The sequence below is a fragment of the Microlunatus flavus genome, assembly GCF_900110855.1.
Taxonomy (GTDB): domain Bacteria; phylum Actinomycetota; class Actinomycetes; order Propionibacteriales; family Propionibacteriaceae; genus Microlunatus; species Microlunatus flavus.
The window spans coordinates 883,682-903,611 of the sequence record NZ_FOFA01000001.1; the positions used below are offsets into that span (position 1 = coordinate 883,682).

General features: G+C 74.8%; 19 protein-coding genes. 12 read left to right on the forward strand and 7 right to left on the reverse strand.

All coding sequences use genetic code 11. The annotated features are described in order from the left end of the window. The first annotated feature begins 33 nt into the window (after window positions 1-33). The 6 genes from BMY04_RS04260 (at window position 34) to trxA (ending at window position 9,604) form a co-directional block, all read left to right on the forward strand. Complete coding sequence (locus BMY04_RS04260; RefSeq protein WP_139209738.1) at window positions 34-2,295, forward strand: hypothetical protein; 2,262 nt, start codon at window positions 34-36, stop codon at window positions 2,293-2,295. Then, on the forward strand, window positions 2,295-6,104 hold the full coding sequence (gene murJ, locus BMY04_RS04265; protein WP_091177798.1) for a murein biosynthesis integral membrane protein MurJ: 3,810 nt from the start codon (window positions 2,295-2,297) through the stop codon (window positions 6,102-6,104). Before BMY04_RS04260 ends, murJ begins: the two co-directional genes overlap by 1 nt. Beyond that, complete coding sequence (sigM, locus tag BMY04_RS04270; protein ID WP_232506088.1) at window positions 6,101-6,859, forward strand: RNA polymerase sigma factor SigM; 759 nt, start codon at window positions 6,101-6,103, stop codon at window positions 6,857-6,859. The genes murJ and sigM overlap by 4 nt, the downstream gene beginning before the upstream one ends. 268 nt (window positions 6,860-7,127) lie before the next feature. Next, a complete protein-coding gene (locus tag BMY04_RS04275; protein ID WP_091177800.1) occupies window positions 7,128-7,886 on the forward strand; it encodes a zf-HC2 domain-containing protein in 759 nt (252 codons plus the stop codon). A gap of 304 nt (window positions 7,887-8,190) precedes the next feature. Then, window positions 8,191-9,186: a thioredoxin-disulfide reductase gene (trxB, locus tag BMY04_RS04280; protein ID WP_091177801.1), complete on the forward strand. Its 996-nt coding sequence runs from the start codon at window positions 8,191-8,193 to the stop codon at window positions 9,184-9,186. A gap of 94 nt (window positions 9,187-9,280) precedes the next feature. Further along, window positions 9,281-9,604 (forward strand): thioredoxin, encoded by a 324-nt coding sequence (gene trxA / locus BMY04_RS04285; protein WP_091177802.1) that lies wholly within the window; start codon window positions 9,281-9,283, stop codon window positions 9,602-9,604. Between the two features lie 38 nt (window positions 9,605-9,642). Here trxA and BMY04_RS04290 read toward each other — a convergent pair whose 3' ends face one another. Together BMY04_RS04290 and BMY04_RS22635 are read right to left on the reverse strand one after the other, a co-directional pair. Further along, the gene (locus BMY04_RS04290; RefSeq protein ID WP_170853976.1) at window positions 9,643-10,329 is read right to left on the reverse strand and encodes a GNAT family N-acetyltransferase; all 687 of its coding nucleotides are present in this window, start codon (window positions 10,327-10,329) and stop codon (window positions 9,643-9,645) included. 157 nt (window positions 10,330-10,486) lie between these two features. Continuing rightward, window positions 10,487-10,633 (reverse strand): hypothetical protein, encoded by a 147-nt coding sequence (locus tag BMY04_RS22635; protein WP_170853977.1) that lies wholly within the window; start codon window positions 10,631-10,633, stop codon window positions 10,487-10,489. Between the two features lie 111 nt (window positions 10,634-10,744). Between BMY04_RS22635 and BMY04_RS04295 the strand changes: the two genes are divergently transcribed. The 5 genes from BMY04_RS04295 (at window position 10,745) to BMY04_RS04315 (ending at window position 14,800) form a co-directional block, all read left to right on the forward strand. Beyond that, complete coding sequence (locus tag BMY04_RS04295; protein WP_408630433.1) at window positions 10,745-12,106, forward strand: aminotransferase-like domain-containing protein; 1,362 nt, start codon at window positions 10,745-10,747, stop codon at window positions 12,104-12,106. 70 nt (window positions 12,107-12,176) lie between these two features. After that, complete coding sequence (locus BMY04_RS04300) at window positions 12,177-13,145, forward strand: D-alanine--D-alanine ligase family protein (protein ID WP_091177955.1); 969 nt, start codon at window positions 12,177-12,179, stop codon at window positions 13,143-13,145. 16 nt (window positions 13,146-13,161) lie between these two features. After that, window positions 13,162-13,899 carry an SURF1 family protein gene (locus BMY04_RS04305; RefSeq protein WP_139209740.1) on the forward strand — a complete coding sequence of 246 codons (738 nt, stop codon included), beginning with the start codon at window positions 13,162-13,164 and terminating at the stop codon, window positions 13,897-13,899. 82 nt (window positions 13,900-13,981) lie between these two features. Further along, complete coding sequence (locus tag BMY04_RS04310) at window positions 13,982-14,404, forward strand: hypothetical protein (protein WP_091177806.1); 423 nt, start codon at window positions 13,982-13,984, stop codon at window positions 14,402-14,404. Between the two features lie 39 nt (window positions 14,405-14,443). Then, window positions 14,444-14,800, forward strand: a complete 357-nt coding sequence (locus BMY04_RS04315; protein ID WP_091177807.1) for a DUF3817 domain-containing protein — start codon at window positions 14,444-14,446, stop codon at window positions 14,798-14,800. A 233-nt stretch (window positions 14,801-15,033) separates the two neighbouring features. On the opposite strand, the gene BMY04_RS04320 is transcribed toward BMY04_RS04315, so the two are convergent. From BMY04_RS04320 to BMY04_RS04330, 3 genes are all read right to left on the reverse strand, one after another. After that, the gene (locus BMY04_RS04320; protein WP_091177808.1) at window positions 15,034-15,993 is read right to left on the reverse strand and encodes a ParB/RepB/Spo0J family partition protein; all 960 of its coding nucleotides are present in this window, start codon (window positions 15,991-15,993) and stop codon (window positions 15,034-15,036) included. Continuing rightward, entirely contained in the window at window positions 15,990-16,934 is a 945-nt protein-coding gene (locus BMY04_RS04325) for a ParA family protein (protein ID WP_408630434.1), read from the reverse strand. Before BMY04_RS04325 ends, BMY04_RS04320 begins: the two co-directional genes overlap by 4 nt. 631 nt (window positions 16,935-17,565) lie before the next feature. Then, window positions 17,566-18,204 (reverse strand): TetR/AcrR family transcriptional regulator, encoded by a 639-nt coding sequence (locus BMY04_RS04330; protein ID WP_170853978.1) that lies wholly within the window; start codon window positions 18,202-18,204, stop codon window positions 17,566-17,568. Between the two features lie 80 nt (window positions 18,205-18,284). Between BMY04_RS04330 and BMY04_RS04335 the strand changes: the two genes are divergently transcribed. Then, window positions 18,285-19,004: an SDR family oxidoreductase gene (locus BMY04_RS04335; RefSeq protein WP_091177811.1), complete on the forward strand. Its 720-nt coding sequence runs from the start codon at window positions 18,285-18,287 to the stop codon at window positions 19,002-19,004. A gap of 34 nt (window positions 19,005-19,038) precedes the next feature. Here BMY04_RS04335 and rsmG read toward each other — a convergent pair whose 3' ends face one another. Continuing rightward, complete coding sequence (gene rsmG, locus BMY04_RS04340) at window positions 19,039-19,683, reverse strand: 16S rRNA (guanine(527)-N(7))-methyltransferase RsmG (RefSeq protein WP_091177812.1); 645 nt, start codon at window positions 19,681-19,683, stop codon at window positions 19,039-19,041. Window positions 19,684-19,687: 4 nt separating this feature from the next. Then, window positions 19,688-19,930: Jag family protein (locus BMY04_RS04345; protein WP_332452304.1), on the reverse strand; the 243-nt coding region annotated here is incomplete at its 5' end.

Sequence of the window (19,930 nt, forward strand, 5' to 3'; positions counted from 1 at the left end):
GGGAGAGCCAGGCGTCGCCACTAGGATGAGCCGATGAGCAGGCGGGGCACGCGGGTCCGCGTGCACCCCGCGGGTGCGCGCACGGGTGGCGCCCCTCGTTCCTCGCCAGGTGCCGCGCGCGCCGCCCGGACCCGCACCGCCGCCCTCCGGGGTGCGCTGGGGAGCCTGGTGCTGGCCCTCGCCGCCGGGGCCGCGGTCGTGCTCGGGCTGGGCGCCCACCCCGTCGCCGCGGCGGCGGCCGAACCCACCTCGCTGGCCACGATCAGCCTGACCTCGATCAAGCCCTCGCTGCCGTCGCGCGACGGCACGATCACCCTCTCGGGCAAGGTCACCAACACCAGCAAGGACCCGATCGTGCGCCCGCAGGCTCTCCTGTGGCGCGACCAGGCGCCGATCACCGACGTCGACGGGCTGGACGCCGCGCTCGACTCGGCGTCGAACTCGCCCATCGGCAGCCGGCTCTACCAGAAGCCGGGGCAGTTCCAGGACCTCTACACCGCCGCGGAGCCCGACCTGGCGCCGGGCGCGTCCGCGACCTTCACGGTCTCCGCCGAGATGGCCGACCTGGCCCTGGCCCCCACCGACGGCGTCTACCTCGTCGGCGTCCAGGTCCTGCAGAACGGGGTGCCGGTCGCCGTCGCCCGGACCCGCGTCTTCGTGCCCGTGCTGTCGGAGGACCCGGAGCGCACCTCCCAGGTCGCCACGCTGGTCGTCCTCGACTCGCGCCCCTCCTACCTGGCCCCGGGGCTGCTCGCCGACGACCACCTCGCACGCGACGTCGCCGCCGGAGGACGGCTGCGCGCCCTGCTCGACGCCGCCGGGCGGGACCGGGCCAGCTACGCCGTCGACCCGGCCCTGGTCGCCGAGCTGGAGACGATGCGGGCGGGCTACTCCGTCCGCACCGCCGACGGCGGGACGACCCCCGGGCCGGGGCAGGCCGACGCCGCCCGCTGGCTCGCCGACCTCGCCCAGCTCCGCGCCGACCACGACGGCTACCGGCTGCTGTTCGGCTCCCCCGACGTGGCCGCCCTGGCCCACGCGCGCCGGACGCAGGTCCTCGAGGCCGCCGCGGACGCCGGGGCCCGGGTCGAGGCGACCGCCGACCTCCCGCTGCTCGTCCTGCCCTACGGCGGCGCCGCCGACGGCACCACCCTCCGCGCCGCCGCCGCCCTGCGCCCGCGCGCGGTGCTGCTCTCCGACAGCGCCACCCGCGGCGCCGGGCCGCTGCTCGAGGCCGACGGGGTCCGCGTCCTGACGTACGGGGCGGCCTCGCTCGGCGGCGGTCCGGGCCCCGACCCGAGCGACGACGCGGTGCACATCCAGCAGCGCTCGCTCGCCGCGTCGTGGGTCGAGACCACGAGCGGCGAGACCCGCGCCGCCCACGTCCGCGTCGTCCGGACCACGGCGCAGGCCACGTCCGCCGACCGGACCGACCCGCCGTGGTCGGAGGCGACGCCGCTCGGCGAGATCCTCGAGCGCAGCCCGCAGCGCTGGTCCGGCACGCTGCGCTACCCGTCCTCCGCCGCGGACGACGAGCTGACCGCCACCCAGCTCGCCGCCCTCGCCCGGCTCGACGACGCCGAGCGCACGTGGAGCGACCTGCTGGTGCACGGCGACGCCGCCTCGGACGCGGCCGACGCCGCCGTCGCCCGGGCCGCCAGCGGCAGCTGGCGCGGCCAGCAGCGCCGCAGCACCGCGTACCTGGCGCCCCAGCAGGCCAGCCTGGACACCCGGCTGACGGAGCAGGTGCGCATCAGCAGCATCCGCAAGGTCTCGACCGTCGCCCAGCAGGGCGTCGAGTTCCCCATCACGGTCCGCAACGACCTGGCCCCCCAGGGCGACGGCGGTCCCGACGACCCGGCGGCGATCCGGGTCCGGCTCGACTTCGTCTCCGACAACTCCCGGCGCCTGACGGTCCGGTCGATCACCAGCGACACCATCGGGACGCTCGCCCCCGACTCCGGGTTCACGGGCAACGCCGCGGTCACCGCCCGCGCCAACGGAACCGTGCCGGTCGTGGCGCAGCTCTACACCGAGTCCGGGCGCAAGGTCGGGCGCCCGGTGCCGATCGAGGTGCAGGTCACCCAGAACGGGACCACCGGCTGGGCCATCGCCGTCGTCGCCGGGCTCGTGCTCGTCGGCTCCACCACCTGGCGCATCCGGCAGGTCCAGCGCGAGCGCGCCCGTCAGGCGGCCGACGCCGCCGGCGGCGGCGCCCCCGCCACCGGCGCGCTGGGCTCGGTGCCGTCGAGCGAGCTCGGCACCCGCCACGACGACGCGTCGGTGGGCAGCTGATGAGCCAGGACACCCGGGTCGGGCCGGACGCCTCGGCGAAGGTCGAGGAGGCGGGCGCGACCCGGCGGCTCGTGTCGGCCGGCGCGGTGATGGCCGCGGGCACGGCGCTGTCGCGCGTGCTGGGCTTCGTCCGCCTGATCGTGCTCGTCTACCTCTTCGGCAACGCGACGCGGCAGGCCGACATGTTCGCCATCGCGAACACGCTGCCCAACTCGATGTACATCCTGCTGGCCGGCGGCGTCCTCAACACCGTGCTCGTGCCCCAGCTCGTCCGGGCCGTGCGCCGTGACGCCGACGGCGGCGAGGCGTACACGAACCGCGTCATGACCATCGGCCTGCTCGGGCTCGGCCTGGTGACCGTGGCCCTGACCCTCGCGGTCCCGCTCGTCGTCGCCCTCTACTCCGGTCCCGGCTGGAAGGCGCCCGGCCTCGACGCCCAGTACGCCTCGATGACGGCCCTCGCCTACTGGTGCATGCCGCAGGTCTTCTTCTACGGCGTCCACGTCCTGGCGGGGCAGGTGCTCAACGCCCGGGACCGGTTCGGCCCGATGATGTGGGCGCCGATCGCCAACAACGTCGTCTCCGTCGCGGTCCTCGGGCTCTTCGCCGTCGTGTTCGGCCGCACCGACACGGGCGCGGCCTTCACGACGAGCCAGGAGGTCGTCCTCGGCCTCGGCGCGACCCTGGGCATCGCCGTCCAGGCCGTCGTGCTCGTGCCGTTCCTGCGCTCGGCGGGCTACCGGTTCCGGCCGCGGCTCGACCTCAAGGGCACGGGCCTGGGCCACACGTTCCGGCTCGCGCGCTGGACGCTCGGCTTCGTCGCCGTCACCCAGCTCGCGCTCGTCGTGGTGAACCGCCTCGCCACCGAGGCGACCGTGTCCGGGCGCGGCGCCGGGCTCACCGCCTACGCCAACGCGTACGCCGTCTGGATCCTGCCGCACTCCCTGGTCACCGTCTCGCTGGCGACCGCCATGCTGCCGTCGGCCTCGCGGCTCGGCGCGGCCGGCGACCTGCGCGGGGTGGCCGCCGAGACGACGCGCACCATCCGGCTGGCGGTGACGGTCCTGCTCCCGGTCGCGGTCGGGTTCGTCGCGCTGGGGCTGCCCGCCGCGCAGCTCGCGTTCGGCTTCGGCCGCGGCGGCCGGGACGCGTCGTTCGTCGGCTGGACGCTGATGGCGCTGGCCCTCGGGCTGGTCCCGTTCACGGTCCAGTACGTCGTGCTGCGGGCCTTCTACGCCCTCGAGGACACCCGGACCACGTTCTTCCTGCAGCTCGTCATCGCGGCGGTGAACGTCGTCGCCGCGGTCGGCCTGATCGCGCTCGTGCAGGACGAGGACTGGGTGGCCCCCGTCCTCGGGCTGGCCTACTCGCTCGCGTACGTGGTGGGCGCGCTGGTCTCGTTCCGCCGGCTGCGGCGCACGCTGCCCGACCTGGAGGGCCACTCCCTGGTCGCGCTCTGCGTCCGGCTGCTCGCCGCGGCGCTGCCCGCGGCGGCGCTGGCGTGGGTCGTGTGCTGGGCGGTGACGAGCCGGCTGGGGTCCCGGCCGGCGCTGTTCCTGGCGCTCGTGCTGGCCGGGGTCGTCGCCGTGGGGGTCTTCCTCGTCCTCGCCCGGCTGCTGCGCGTCAGCGAGGTCACCCAGCTCACCCGGGTGCTGCGCCGCCGCGGCGGTTCTCCGGCGACGGACCTGACGGGGTCGGAGCCGACCGGCCCCGTCGCCGAGGAGGAGGTCGACACCGAGGTGCGCGGCCGGCGCGACCCGGTCCAGACCGAGGCCGAGGCGGCGACCGCGTCGGCGGCCACCGGCAGTTCGGAGGAGAACGGCGATTCGGCCACCCTCGTACGGCCCGGTGCCCCTAGCATCGGGGCACCACCCACCACCCCTGCCGCAGCTCTCGATCGGGGCGACGAGAGCGCGGCCTCCGGCCGGTCCGAGGACGATGGAATGACGCAGACGGCGATCGCCCCGCTCCGTGCCGACGAGGAGCTCCGTACCGATGAGGACGCATCCTCCGAGGTCGCACCGGACGAATTCCTCCACGTGCCGACCGCGGCCGCACTGCCCACCGGGACGGTGCTGGCCGCCCGCTACCGGCTCGAGGAGCTGATCGCGGACTCGCGGCCCTCGGTGACCTGGCGGGCCTTCGACGAGGTCCTCTCGCGCTCCGTGCTCGTGCACGTGCTGGCCCCCGGCGACCCCGACGAGCCGGAGCTGATGGCCGCGGCCCGCCGTGCCTCGGTGGCCACCGACTCGCGCTTCCTGCGCGTGCTCGACGCCGTCAGCGGCGGCGAGGCCGGGGTCGGCTCGTACATCGTCTGCGAGTACGCCACGGGCCAGTCGCTCGAGGTGCTGCTCAGCCAGGCCCCGCTGTCCGGGCTCGAGGCGGCCTGGGTGGTCCGCGAGGTCGCCGACGCGCTGTCCGGCGTGCACGGCCTCGGGCTGCACCACCGCCGGGTCAACCCCGAGAACGTCATCGTCACCCCGTCGGGGAACGTCAAGATCGTCGGCCTGCTCATCGACGCGGTCCTGCGGCCGAACCGCAGCACCAGCGTCCCCGGCGCCGACACCGGCGAGCTGGTCGACGTGGCCGACCTCGGACGCCTCCTGTACGCGGCCCTGGTGTCGCGCTGGCCGGGCGGACCGGCGTACAGCCTGCCCGCGGCTCCGCGGCTCGGCCGGCGCTGGATGACGCCGCGCCAGGTCCGCGCCGGTGTGTCCCCCGCCCTCGACAACGTCTGCGACCAGGTGCTCGGTGACCCGCCCCGCCACCACGCGCCGCAGATCACCACGGCCCACCAGCTCGTGCAGGCGCTGACCAAGGTGCTCGGCACGGCCGACGCCTCGGGCGACCTCGAACGCCGCCTGCACCAGCCCATCCCCGTCGTCCACCACGGCCCCCGCCGCGTGCCGAGCGCCGCCGCGGACCCCGACACCGGGGCTCCGCCGGTCAGCGCCCTGCTCGACCAGCCGACCGAGGAGATGACGGCGATCCGCCCGGCCCGTCCGGGCACGCCCGCCGCACCGGCCCACACCCGCCGCCCCGCCGCCGAGGCCCCCGTCAGCCGCCCGCGATCGGTCCCGCTGGCCGCGTCCGGCGCCGCCGGCGTGACGCAGGCCGTCACCACCCCCGTCCGCCCGACCGCCGCGCAGGCGCGTCCTGCCGCGCCGGCGCACCCGCGACGCTGGGTCGCCGTGCTGCTCGCGCTGTGCCTCGTGCTCGTCGTCGCCGGAACCGTCTCGGCGCAGGTCCTCAGCCGACGCCTCGCCGGGTCCGCCGCCCCCGCCCCCTCCGCCGCCGCGCCGACGACGTCCTCGCCGACCCCGACCGGTACGCCGTCCGGGCAGGTCGTGCGCGTGGTGTCCGCCCGCGACTTCGACCCGCAGGGCGACACCCGCGAGGAGAACCGCGACGAGGTCCCGCTGGCCGTCGACGGCAAGGACAGCACCCGCTGGACGACGGTCACCTACAAGGGCAACCCCCGCCTCGGCGGGATCAAGCGGGGCGTCGGGCTCGTGCTCGACCTCGGCGAGGCGCAGCAGGTGGGCTCGGTCCGGCTGCGGCTGAGCGGCGACGGCACCGACGTCGAGCTGCGCGTCCCGGCCGACGACCCCGCCCGCACCACCACGCCGCCGATGGGCTCGGACAAGTCCTGGCGCAAGGTCGCCTCCCGCTCGGACGCGGGTTCCTCGGCGACCCTGACCCCGGACCAGCCCGTCACCACCCGGTTCGTGCTGGTGTACCTCACCTCGCTGCCGAGGGAGGGGAGCGGCTACCGGGGCGGCATCTACGAGGCCGAGGTGCGTTCTTGAGCGGTGGGGTGACCGAGGGCCAGGCCCCGCACCCGACCCCCGGCGCCGCGGCCACCGCGACGGACGACCCCGCGCCGGGCAGCCCGGGGCCGGGAGGCCCTGGGACCGACGACCGCGAGCCAGGCGGCCGCGGTTCTCGCGGCGCCGACCCGAGCAGCCCCGAGCCAGGCAGCCCCGGCCCCAGTGACGCCGAGCTGCTGCGCGCGCACGTCGAGGGCGACCCGCAGGCGTTCAGCACCCTCGTCCGCCGCCACCAGGACCGCCTCTGGGCCGTCGCGCTGCGCGTCATGGGCGGCCCCGACGACGCCGCCGACGCCCTGCAAGACGCGTACGTCGCCGCCTTCCGCCGGGCCGGCACCTTCCGCGGCGACGCGCAGGTCACCACCTGGCTCCACCGCGTCGTCGTCAACGCATGCCTCGACCGGCTGCGCCGCGCCAAGGTGCGCGCCGCCGACCCCCTCCCCGAGGACCTCGACCGGGCCGAGCTCCTCGGCCGGGAGCCCGAACGGGACCCGCTCGAGGAGCAGGAGCGTCAGGACGCCGTCGCCGACGCCCTGCAGACGCTGAACCCGGACCAGCGCGCCGCCCTCGTCCTCGTCGACATGCAGGGCTACTCCGTCGACGAGGCCGCGCGCATCCTCGGCTGCGCCCCCGGGACGGTCAAGAGCCGCTGCGCCCGCGGGCGCGCCCGGCTCGTGCCGCTGCTCACCCACCTGCGCGACCCGCCCGACGAGCGCCAGGGGGCCCCGCCGTGAGCCGCACCGGCCGCGGGGCCGGGGCCGGGCACCCGGCTGCGCCCGTGGGCCGCGACCCCGGGCCTGGCCATACTGGCGGCGCGCCGGGACGTCCCCCGTCCGCGTCGCGGGTCGGACGGAACCGAACCGCGCGCTCCGGCGTCGAACCAGTGGCGACCCCCGTCGCCGAGCCCGGCCGCACCCGCGGCGAGCAGACCGAGCACCAGACCGAGCACCCCGGCACCACCACTCCCCCACTCCCCCTCGAGCACCCGGCAAGGACCCGACCGTGACCGACCACCCGTCCCGCGACACGCTCGCGGACGCCGCCGAAGGGCTCCTCGAGCCCGCGGAGGCGGCGACGGTCGACGCGCACGTCGCGGGGTGCGCCGACTGCCGGGCGGAGCTGGCCGCCTTCTCCGAGGTGAGCACCGTGCTGGCCGCGGCCCCCTCGCCGACCATGCCCGCCGACGTCGCCGCCCGCCTGGCCGCGGTGCTGGCCACCGAGCAGGCCGCCCGCGAGGTGTCGGCGGTGCTGCACGCCGTGCCCGGCTCCGGGCCCGACGCCCCGCCCGTCCCGCGCCACCCGTACGGCACCCGCCGCCGCCTGCACCCCAGCCTCGGCCACCGCTTCGGCGAGGACCTGCGCACCGTCTCCCCCGGCCGCCGGTGGGCGGTCCCCGTGCTCGCCGCGGCCGCCGCGGCCCTCGTCCTCGGCTTCGTCGCGTACGTCGCCAGCGCCACCCTCGGCCTGAACGAGCCCCCAGCCGTCTCCATCTCCACGGCCCCGGGCCGGCTGCCGGGCGAGGCCGCGACGCTGCGCCAGCGCACCGACATCGACCCGCACCGCTTCTCCCAGGCCTGGTGGTGCGCCCGGCGCGCCACCGATGGCGACGGCCGCATCGTCGGGCTCGCCACCACCCGCGTCGACGACCAGCCGGCCGTGCTGGTCTACGTCCGTACGAGCGACGGCCTGGGCGTCCGCGTGGTCACCGGCTGCGAGACGACGACACCCGCGGCGACCCCCTGGGTCCGCATCGGCGACTGAGCTCGGCCCGCGGACCGCGTCCCCCGACCGCCCGCCGGCTGGGGTCCCTCGCGCCTCAGGTTTCTCACCCCGGGATCTCGCCACGTTCACGTGAAGCTCCGATGCTTCACCCAGCAGATCTGCTGCGGGGAGCAGGAGTTCCCTGCGGATACGGGGGGTGGTCCGCGAACGTTGCTCGGCCGCGCCGGCCGGCGGGGAATAGCGGTCCTGCCCCGCGGCGTTCTGGTGGTCCACGGCGAGCACCCGGCCTAGGGTTGGGCCCGTCGACCGGCAGGCAGCACGCAGACAGCGAGGAACAGGCGAAGTGAGCGACCAGATCCGTGACGTCATCATCGTCGGGAGCGGCCCGTCGGGCTACACCGCCGCGATCTACGCCGCCCGCGCCGACCTGCACCCGCTCGTCTTCGAGGGCTCCATCACCGCCGGTGGCGCGCTGATGAACACGACCGAGGTCGAGAACTACCCCGGCTTCCCCGAGGGCATCCAGGGTCCCGACCTGATGGACGGCCTGCGCAACCAGGCCGAGCGCTTCGGCGCCGAGCTGGTGAGCGAGGACATCGTCTCGATGGACCTCACCGGCGGCGTCAAGACCGTCACCGACGGCTACGGCAACACGTTCTCCGCCCGCGCGGTGATCCTGGCGACGGGCTCCGGCTACCGCAAGCTCGGCCTGCCCGATGAGGACCGCCTCTCGGGCCACGGCGTCTCGTGGTGCGCCACCTGCGACGGCTTCTTCTTCCGGGACAAGGACATCGCCGTGGTCGGCGGCGGCGACTCAGCGATCGAGGAGGCCACCTTCCTCACCCGCTTCGCCCGCTCGGTCACCCTCGTGCACCGCCGCGGCGACCTGCGCGCCAGCAAGATCATGGCGCGACGGGCCGAGAAGGACCCCAAGATCCGCTTCGCGTGGAACTCCGCGGTCACCGACATCCACGGCCAGGACCACGTCGAGGGCGTCACGCTGACCGACACGCTCGACGGCAGCACCCGCGAGCTCGCGATCAGCGGCCTGTTCATCGCGATCGGCCACGACCCGCGCTCGGAGCTGCTGCACGGCCAGGTGCGCCTGGACGAGGAGGGCTACGTGCTGACGGAGTCCGGCTCGACCCGGACGAACCTGCCGGGCGTCTTCGCGGCCGGCGACCTCGTCGACCACACCTACCGCCAGGCCATCACGGCGGCGGGCAGCGGCTGCGCCGCGGCCCTCGACGCCGAGCGCTACCTCGCCGACCTCGACGACGTCGGCGACCCGGTGCTCGCGCAGGCCGAGGCCGCGCTGATGGCCGGCGCAGGCAGCTAGAGCGTCCCCCGCGCGGGGACCTCGCGCCCCCGCGCTGTCAGACCCGGCCGTCAGACTGAGGGCCGGTGCAGGACCTGAGACCAGGAGCAGCAACATGGCAAACGTCGCCGACGTCACCGACGAGACCTTCGAGGCCGTCGTCCTCAAGTCGGACAAGCCCGTCGTCGTGGACTACTGGGCCGACTGGTGCGGCCCGTGCAAGCAGGTCGGGCCGATCATCGAGGAGCTGGCCGCGCAGCACGGCGACAAGGTGACCTTCGTCAAGATGGACACCAACACCAACCCGGTCACCCCGGCGAACAACCACGTGCTCGGCCTGCCGACCATCCAGGTCTACGTGGGCGGCGAGGTCGTCAAGGCCTTCAAGGGCGCCAAGTCGAAGTCCACGCTGCTCAACGCGCTGGAGGAGTACCTCTGACCCGCAGCCTCCTGCCCGGCTGACGGAACCGTCTGTCCTCAGCCGGGCTGGACGGCCGGCGGCACGGCAGCCGCGACCGGTACGGCGGGCGTGGTCGGCCTGGCCTGCGGGTCGCGGGCCTCGCGCCCCGCGTACGCGGCGGGCTGCGGGCTGGCCGCGGGCGCCACGAGACCGGTCAGCCGGCTCCAGGCCGCGCCGAAGCCGGGCCAGCGCTGCGTGGTCTGCAGGTCCATCCGCAGCCGCGGCGTGACGGGGTGCTCGCGCACCACGGCGAAGCCGACCGACTCCAGCCAGGAGACGGGCATCATGCAGGACGGGCCCTCGCGGCGCGTGCCCACGGCCTCGAGCGCGCGGAGGTCGCGACGCGCGACCAGTCCGGCCGCGGTCGTGACGAGCTGGCGGCCGAGCCCCTTGCCCCGCCAGGACTCCACCACCTGCGCCGACAGCAGCACCGCCACGTCTGTCCCGACCGGGGTCGTCGCGAAGGCGGGCAGCCGCCGTACGAGCCCGGCGGGTGCGAGCGTGAGGAAGGCGACGACCTCCTCGTCGTGCACGGCGACCACCCCGCAGTAGCCCCAGCGGTCGGTGACCTGCTGCGCCCACTCCGCCTTGCGCGAGGCCCGCGCCCGGTGCTCGACCGGCGAGGCCAGGTCGCCGACGCTCGTCTCCCAGAAGGCGCAGCTGCCGCAGGGTTCCGGCAGCAGGTCGAGGTCGTCGGGCGTCATCGGTCGTAGGCGACGGTTCCCCATGCGTGCTCCTCCCACCCCCGGAGGTCCGCCGCACGGTCGGACCCGAGGTCGCTGCACCGGCACTGGTCGCCGCTGCCCAGCGCTGCTTCTCCTGCTGCCCGGAGCCGGCTCGCGCCGACCTCCGAGCCGGCGTTCAGCCGAGCGCCGCCGGGTCCGGCCACGTCCGCGGCCGGGCCAGGCCGACCACGAAGCCGACCGCCAGCCCGCCGGCGACGCCCGCCAGCAGGCAGAGGCCCCAGCGCAGCGGGGCCGAGAGACCCGACGACACCCTGGACGCCACGCCCCCATCGTAGTGAGCGCCGCCAGGGCGGCGGCACCGCCCGAGCGGGGCGGTCTTCTCACCCTCGGGTGGTGACGTGCGCCGCTGGGGGCGATGAGGCACCCTTGGGGGGTGGAGAGCACGCCGGGACAGGGTGCGGGGCGCGACGGGTCGCAGCCCCCGGTCCTGCGGCGCCAGGACACCCGGCTCGACAGCTACGTCGACCGTTACGCCGCGCGCACGCACGGCATGACGGCCTCCGCCATCCGCGCCCTCTTCGCCGTCGCCAACCGGCCCGAGGTCGTCTCGCTGGCCGGCGGCATGCCGAACATCGCCGACCTGCCCCTCGACGTCGTCGGGTCGAGCCTGCAGGACCTGGTGCTGAACCGCGGCCTGCAGGCCATGCAGTACGGCTCCGGGCAGGGCGAGCCGGAGATCCGCGAGGCGATCTGCGAGGTCATGCGCCTGGAGGGCATCTCGGCCCACCCCGACGACGTCACGGTGACCGTCGGCTCCCAGCAGGCCCTCGACCTCGCCACCCGCATCTTCTGCGACCCGGGCGACGTCGTGCTCTGCGAGGCCCCCAGCTACGTCGGCGCGCTCGGCGTGTTCCGCAGCTACCAGTGCGACGTCGCGCACGTGGCCATGGACGAGCAGGGCCTGGTGCCCGAGGCGCTGCGCGAGGCCGTCCTGGCGCTTCGCGCGGCCGGCCGCAAGGTCAAGTTCGTCTACACGATCCCCAGCTTTCACAACCCGGCCGGCGTGACCCAGTCGCTGGAGCGCCGCGAGGCGATCCTCGCCGTGGCCGAGGAGACCGACCTTCTCGTCGTGGAGGACAACCCGTACGGGCTGCTCGGCTTCGACGCCGACCCCATCCCCGCGATCCGCTCGCTCAGTGACGACCGCGTCGTCTACCTCGGGACGTTCTCCAAGACGTTCGCGCCCGGCTTCCGCATCGGCTGGGTCCTCGCGCCGCACGCCGTGCGGGAAAAGCTCGTCCTGGCGCAGGAGTCGGCCACCCTCTGCCCGCCGACGTTCAGCCAGTTCGCCATCACGGCCTACCTCGCCCAGCACGACTGGCAGGGCCAGATCAAGGTGTTCGCCGAGATGTACCGCGAGCGCCGCGACGCGATGCTCGCCGGGCTGGCCGACAACATGCCCGCGGGCGTCACCTGGACCGTGCCGGCCGGCGGCTTCTACGTCTGGGTGACGCTGCCCCCGGGCTTCGACGCGCAGGCCATGCTGCCGCGGGCCGTCACCGCCCGGGTCGCGTACGTGCCGGGCACCGCCTTCTACGCCGACGGGTTCGGCAGCCGCCACCTGCGGCTGTCCTACTGCTTCCCCACGCCGGAGCGGATCCTCGAGGGGACCCGCCGGCTCGGCGACGTGCTGGCCCGGGAGGCCGACCTCATGTCCACCTTCGGCACGTCCGTCAGCGGCCCGAGGACCCCCGAGCTGTCGACGCACCTTGCGCCCGGCACCAACCAGGCGTGAGGCGGACGGCATGAGCGCACCGGAGCAGGGCAGCGACTTCAGCGTGCCCGTCGAGCCGATCGACCTGCCGCTGCCCGAGCTCGTCGTCGTGCTCGCCGGGGGGCTGTCGCACGAGCGCGACGTCTCGCTGCGCTCCGGCCGGCGCGTCGCGCAGGCCCTGCGCTCGCGCGGGCTGGACGTCTTGGAGAGCGACGTCGACTCGACGCTGGTGCCCCGGCTCGGGGAGACGCCGGACGCCGTGGTCTTCCCCGTCCTGCACGGGGAGGCCGGCGAGGACGGCGCGCTGCGCGAGGTGCTCGCCCTGCTCGGGGTGCCCTTCGTCGGCAGCATCGGCTCGGCCAGCCGCGTCGCCTTCGACAAGTCGATCGCCACGACGGTCGTCGCCGACGCCGGCCTCACCGTGCCTACGCAGGTCGCCCTGCCCCACGAGATCTTCCGCGAGCTCGGCGCGCAGGCCCTCGTCGCGGCGCTCGGCGACCAGATCGGCTTCCCGATGATGGTCAAGCCGTCGCGCGGCGGTTCCGCGCTGGGCTGCTCGAAGGTCTCGACCCCTGCCGAGCTGCCCGCCGCCATGGTCGGCGCGTACGCGTACGGCCCGGTCGCTGTGGTCGAGTCCTTCGTCGAGGGCACCGAGGTCACCGTCGCGGTCGTCGACCGCGGCCACGGCCCGGCCGCCCTGCCCGCCGTCGAGATCCGGCCCGACTCCGGGGTGTACGACTACACCGCCCGGTACACCGCCGGGACGACCCGCTTCTTGTGCCCGGCCGAGCTGCCGGCGGACGTGGCGACCCGGTGCGCCGACGTCGCCCTGCGTGTGCACGAGGAGCTGGGCCTGCGCGACCTGTCCCGCACCGACCTCATCATCTCGGGCGGCGAGCCCGTCTTCCTCGAGGTCAACGTGGCGCCCGGCATGACCGAGACCTCGGCGGTCCCGCTGGCCAGCGAGGCCGCCGGCTGGAGCCTGGGCAAGATGTGCGCCGACCTGGTCGCGGTCGCCGCCGCCCGTGGCGGCCGTCCCGCGGTCGTCGCGCCCGCGTGACGGGCGTGGTCCGGCCGTGAGCACCCAGGTCGAGGGCTCTCCCCTGGCCCCGTCGCACACCTGGCTCAAGCAGACCGGCGTGGTCGCGCTCGGGGTCGTGCTCGCCGCGGCCATGGTCGTCCTCGGCCTGTGGCAGCTGGACGTCTACGAGCGGCAGGGCACGGAGGCGGCGGCCCGCAAGGCGGCCGAGGCCCCGCTGCCCCTGACGACCGTGGCGCCCGCGGGCGGGACCGTGGGTGACGGCTTCGGCCGGCGCGTCACGTTCACGGGCACGTACGACCCGGGCCTGCAGCTGCTCGTCCCCACCGACGGCGGCTACCGGGTCGTGACCGGGCTCAAGCAGGCCGACGGCAGCGTGGTGGCCGTGGTCCGCGGCCAGGAGGCCGAGCCGCAGCAGCCCGTGCCGCCCGCCGGCGAGGTGACCCGCACCGGCGTGCTCCTGCCGTCGGAAGAGGCCTCGACCTCCACCGCTCCCCTGCCCGCCGGACAGGTGCCGACCATCCGGCTGCCGTCGCTGGCGCAGACCTGGCCCGGTCCCCTCGTGGGCGGCTTCGTCACCCTCGACGCCGACAGCGCCGGCGCGGAGGGCCTGGCCCCGGTCGCCGTGGACCTGCCCGAGGCGCAGGGACGGCTCCGCAACGGCGCGTACGCGCTGCAGTGGTGGGTGTTCGCCGCCTTCGCCCTCGGGATGAGCATCCGCGTGGCCCGCGACCTCGGGCGGCTCGAGGAGCGCGAGCTCGACCCGTACGCCTGAGGCACACGACGGCTGAGCGAGACCTGAGCCGGATCGACCGGCGGTCCGCGTCCACCGTCACGGAGCCCCGGGAACCGTCGGCATGACGCAGACCAGCACCCCCTCCCCCGCCGCCTCCGACGCCCGTACGCCGCGGGTGCGGAGCCGCCTCTTCAGCGTTCTCGTCGGCCTGAGCACGCTCGTCGTCCTGCTGCAGGGGCTGTGGGCCGGCCTGTTCGTCCAGGAGGGCCAGGACTACAAGGACGGCTGGGTCGAGGTGCACGCCCGCGGCGCCGACGTCGCCATCGCGCTGGCCCTGGTGGCCGTGGTCCTGGCGCTCGTCAAGCTCCGCAGCCGCCGCGACCTGGTCATCGGCAGCATCGTCTTCCTGGTGCTCCTCGTGCTCGAGGCCTACCTCGGCGGGCTCATCGGTGACCGGGCCGGGCTGACGGCGGTGCACTTCCCTCTCGCGATGCTGCTCATGGGACTGGCGGTGTGGCTGCCGCTCCGCGCGAGCCGCCGCTGACGAGGCTGGAGCACAGGACGGCGACGTAGGCTCGAACCCATGCGCAACGCCCTGATCCGCTACCGCGTGATGGCCTACGTGGTGGGGGTGATGCTGATCGTGCTGACCTGCGTCGGCATGCCGCTGAAGTACATCTGGCACAACGACAGCGTCGTGACCGTGGCGGGCATCGCCCACGGCTGGCTCTACATGCTCCTCATCATCACCGCGATCGACCTCGGCCGGCGGGCGCGCTGGAGCTGGCTGCGGCTGCTCCTGATCGCGCTGGCCGGCACGGTCCCCTTCGTCACCTTCGTGGCCGAGCACTACGCGAACAAGGACGTCCAGGCCAAGCTGGCCTGGAACGAGGCGCACCCGACCGAGCCCGAGGCCGTCATCGCCGACCCGCAGGGCTGACCGACCCTCGCGGTCGGCGTACGAGGGCGGAACGCTCGCCCGGCCTCCGGCGGCGCTCCGGCCCCGTGCCGCCCTGCCACGCGCTGTACCGCCCGGCGGAGACCCGGGTGGTCAGCCCCGCCGCTGGTCGAGGTCGAGGGACCCCGACGGCTACCGACGGCAAGCAGGCGGCCCGGCCCCGCAGGTCGTCGACCTCGACGAGCGGGATCGGGTCCAGAACATAGCCAGACTATTTAAGTTGTCGGACCCGCAAGTAGAGCCGCGATGCGCTCCAGGTCCTCCTCCGAGGCGAACTCGATGGTGATCTTGCCGCGCTTGCGGCCGGCGTCCACGCGTACGCGGGTGTCCAGCCGGTCCGTCAGCGTCTCGGCCAGCACCCGTGCACGCTCGGAGGGCTCCCGGGGGCCGCGGCGCGTGGTCGAGGCGTCGGGTTGCTCGCGCTCCCCCAGCGTGACCAGCTCCTCGGTCGCGCGGACCGACAGCCCCTCGGCCACGACGCGCTGCGCCAGCCGCTCCTGCCCGAGCGGGTCGGGCAGGGCGAGCAGCGCGCGGGCGTGGCCGGCGCTGAGGACGCCGGCGGCCACCCGGCGCTGCACGGTGGGCGGCAGCCGCAGCAGGCGGATCGTGTTCGAGATCTGCGGCCGGGACCGCTTGATGCGGACCGCGAGCTCGTCCTGCGTGCACCCGAAGTCCTCGAGGAGCTGCTGGTAGGCCGCCGCCTCCTCGAGCGGGTTCAGCTGCGCGCGGTGCAGGTTCTCCAGCAGCGCGTCGCGCAGCAGGTCGTGGTCCTCCGTCGGACGGATGATCGCCGGGATGGTTCCGGTCCCGGCGGCCTGGGACGCGCGCCAGCGCCGCTCCCCCATCACCAGCTCGTAGCGGTCGTCGCCCAGCGGCCGGACCACGACGGGCTGCAGCAGGCCCACCTCGCGAATCGACTCGACCAGCTCCTCGAGCGCGTCGCCGTCGAACACGTTGCGCGGCTGCCGGGCGTTCGGGACGATCGCGTCGAGCGGCAGGTCCGCGTACGAGGAACCCTCGGGGACCGGCACCAACGGTTCGGTGGTGGTCGGGGTCGCCGGGGCCTCCGGCCGGCTCTCCGTCGGCAGGTCGGTGCGCTGGAAGAGCTCTCCCAGGCCGCGGCCCAGGCCGCGGCGCTCGCTCCGCTCGTGGGTGCGCTCGGGCGTGACGGTCATGCGGCCTCCTCGGCTCCACGGCGGGCGATCTCCTCGGCCGCCTTCAGGTAGGACACGGCTCCGACGGAGTCGGGGTGGTAGGTCAGGACGGACTGGCCGTAGCTCGGCGCCTCAGAGATCCGGACGGAGCGGGGGATGGCGACGGGCAGCGTCTCGGCCGGGAAGTGCGCGCGCACCTCGTCGGCGACCTGCGCCGACAGCCGCGTGCGTCCGTCGAACATCGTCAGCAGCACCGTCGACAGCTGGAGCCGGTCGTTGAGCTCGCCCTTGACCAGGTCGATGGTCCGCACCAGCTGCGAGACGCCCTCGAGGGCGTAGTACTCGCACTGGATCGGGATGAGGATCTCGGTGGCGGCGACGAGCGCGTTCAGCGTGAGCAGGCCGAGCGACGGCGGGCAGTCCAGGAGGACGTAGTCGACGGGGTGCTCGGCGGTGTAGCGGTCGAGCGCGCGGATCAGCCGGCGCTCGCGCGCGACCACGCTGACGAGCTCGATCTCGGCGCCGGCGAGGTCGATCGTGGCCGGCAGCACCTGGAGGCCAGGCGCTTCCGGGGACTCGACCACGTGGTCGGCCACCGTCTCGCCCTGGATCAGGACCTCGTACGTCCCGGCCGTCCCGGGTCCGTGGTCGATGCCGAGGGCCGTCGACGCGTTCCCCTGAGGGTCGAGGTCGACGACTAGGACGCGGAGGCCGCCGAGGGCGAGCGCCGTCGCCAGGTTGACGGCGGTCGTCGTCTTGCCGACGCCACCCTTCTGGTTGGCGATGACGAAGGTTCGTCGGGCGGCGGGCCGGGGGAGGACCGGTGTCGATGTTTCACGTGGAACGACCAGGTCGTCCGGGGCCTCCGGCTTGGCGGCCAGCTCGTCCTGCTCGAACCGGGCGCGCCGCGGTCCGGGTGCGCGAGGGATGACGGTCTCGGTGGTCGAGGTCGCCGGCGCCACCGGGGGAGTGACAGCGTCGTCGGCCGGTTCGACCGGAGGCGTGAGGGGAGTGGAGTCCTCGGGGCCCGGCTCCTCGCCGGTCTCGGTCTGCTCAGGTGCCAAGTCCGGCTCTGGCTGCGACGGGACCGCCGGCGGAGGATCGGGCTGCGGCCCGACGACCGAGGGGTCGGACGGCCACCCCACTGTTTCACGTGGAACATCCGGCCACCCGACGCCCGGGTGCACCTCGACGCGCCGCGGCCACCCCAGGCCTGGTGCGACCTCGACCGGCGCTTCTGGACCCACCCCGATACTCATCTGCCTCCTTCGACCCGCACACGCTACGGGTCGGGAGGGTGGGTGTTGCGGTCCCACGCAGGGCCGGGCGGACGGCTCGGGTCACACGGGAGGAAGGTCCGCTGCCCAGGGCTGACGACGAGCCTGGCCGATTCCGACTCCTGCGGTGCCCTTCGACAAGCGCAGAGAGCGTCCCGAGCCAGGCTCACCGTCGAAGCGCCTGCAGACAAGACGAGAGTCAGCCACTGCCTGCTCGGGGGTTCAGGTAGCGACTGACTCTCGACACGTACATCGCCTCGTCGGCCGCCACCGTTACCCGGACGTCGGTGACGCTGCTCACAGATCCTTCAGCTGCTCATCCCACCGGACCGACGCCGAGCGCCGGCAGCACCACGTGGTCGACCACGTCGACGAAGTACGCACGGCCCAGGATCGCTCCTCCCTCGAGCTGCTGGCTCGACAGGGCGGGCACCACCTGAGCCAGAACGGGGAGCTGGTGGAGGTGCTCGCTGCTGACCTCACCACGCCGGACCGCCCGTTCGAGCAGGTCGCGGTACAGCTGGACGTAGGGGAGGCTGACGGTGGCGCGAACGGCGTCGGCCACCGCCGGAGAGACCCGGGCAGCCGAGGCGAGCCCGCCGAACACCGCGAGCCGGCGCACGGGCCCACCCAGCCACGGGGAGTCCACCACGGCGAGCAGGTCCTGGCGCAGCGAGCCCGCGTCAGGGAGCTGATCGGCCTCCGGAGGCCGCCCCACCGCCTGCACCGCAGCCAGGACCAGGGCTTCCTTGGAAGGCCAACGCCGGTACAGCGTCGTCTTGGCCCGACCCACGCGGGTGGCGACCGCGTCCAGCGTGAGGTGGTCGTAGTCCGCCTCGGCCAGCGCATCGAGGGCGAGTCGCAGGATCTCCGCGTCGCGGGAGTGGTCGGACGGTCGTCCTGGCCGGCGTCGCACGCCCTCCGCCCGGTCGGCTCGTTCTTCTCCTCGCAGCACGCCTCCACCGTATCGAGGACGCAGCGGTTACGCTACTGGTCAGTAGCGTATCAAGCAGGCCGATCAGAGAGGCACAGGGCATGGAGCTCGAAGGTGCGGTGGTGGTGGTGACGGGGGCGTCGGCCGGCATCGGCGCGGCGACGGCGCGGATGGCGGGCGAGCGTGGCGCCCACGTGGTGCTGGCCGCGCGGCGCCGCGAGCCGACCCGGCGTCTGGCCGACGAGCTCGCGTCGGCGGTGGCCGTGCCGTGCGACGTCACCCAACCCGTTCACGTCGAAGAGCTGATCCGCACCACCCTGGCCACCTTCGGTCGGGTGGACGTGCTCGTCAACAACGCCGGGCAGGGCCTGCACGCCCGCGTGGAGGACACCGACCCCGCCGACCTGCGGGCGCTGCTCGAGCTGAACCTCCTCGCGCCGCTGGCGCTGATGCGGGCGGTCATCCCGGTGATGCGCCGTCAGGGCGCGGGCAGCATCGTGAACGTGAGCTCGGGGACCACCCTGGCGGACGCGCCGTCGACGGGCGGGTACGTCGCCTCGAAGATCGCGCTCGAACGTCTCTCGGCGATCGCGCGGGCGGAGCTGGCCGGGGCGGGCGTCGCGGTCTCGACGATGATCCCGTTCGTCACCAGCACGGAGTTCGTGACGTCGCTGCGCCGGGGGAGCGACGCGGCCGCCGACGAGCTCGCCGGGGTGACCTTCGACCCGCCGGAACGCGTGGCGGAGGCGATCCTCGAGCTCGTCCGGAGCGGTGAGCCGGTGGCCGACCTCGTGCCGGCGGCGTACGGGGGCAGCCGGTAGGCGTCGGGCCGAGAGCTACGGCGTCAGCGTCGCGTCAGGCCCGACAGACCCGGACGACCGTGGTCGGCTCGGACTCCTCCGACGCCCGGACGGAGAGGACGTCGGCCACCAGGTGCTGCCGGGCGAGGGCCCTGGTCTCCTGCGCGACCTCGTCCTCGGCCGAGCGGCCCTTGAGCGCGAGCACCACGCCGGCGCGCGCCGTCAGCGGCAGGCACCAGCCGAGGAGGCGGGGGAGCGGGGCGAGCGCGCGCGAGAGCACCGCGTCGTAGGTCGTGTCGTGGTCCTCGGCGCGACCGCGCACCACGGTCACACGGTCGTCGAGCCCGAGCGCGGTGACCGTCTCGGTGAGGAACGTCGCCCGCCGCAGCAGCGGTTCGAGCAGCGTGACGTGCAGGTCGGGCCGGGCCAGCGCCACGGGAATGCCGGGCAGCCCGGCCCCGCTCCCCACGTCGACGACCCCTGCGTCCTGGGGCACGAGCCCGGCGACCGCGGCGCTGTTGAACACGTGGCGCTCCCACAGCCGCTCGGTCTCGCGGGGCCCGATCAGGCCGCGCTCGACGCCGGCGGTCGCGAGGATCTCCACGTACCGCGCGGCGAGGTCGGCGCGAGCTCCGAACACGGCCTCGACGAGGGCCTCCCGGGGCGCCGGTACGACACCCCCGGGCTGCTCGGTCGTCACGGCGTCAGGACGCCGGCAGCACCACGACGCGGCGCCGCGGCTCCTCGCCCTTGGACTCGCTGACGAGCCCGGCGGACGCCACCGCGTCGTGCACGATCTTGCGCTCGAACGGGTTCATCGGCTCCAGCGACATCCGCTCGCCCGACTCGCGCACCTGCGTGACGGCGTTCCCGGCGACCTCGAGCAGCTCGCGCCGCCGGGTCTCGCGGTAGCCGGCCACGTCGAGCATCAGGCGGCTGCGGTTGCC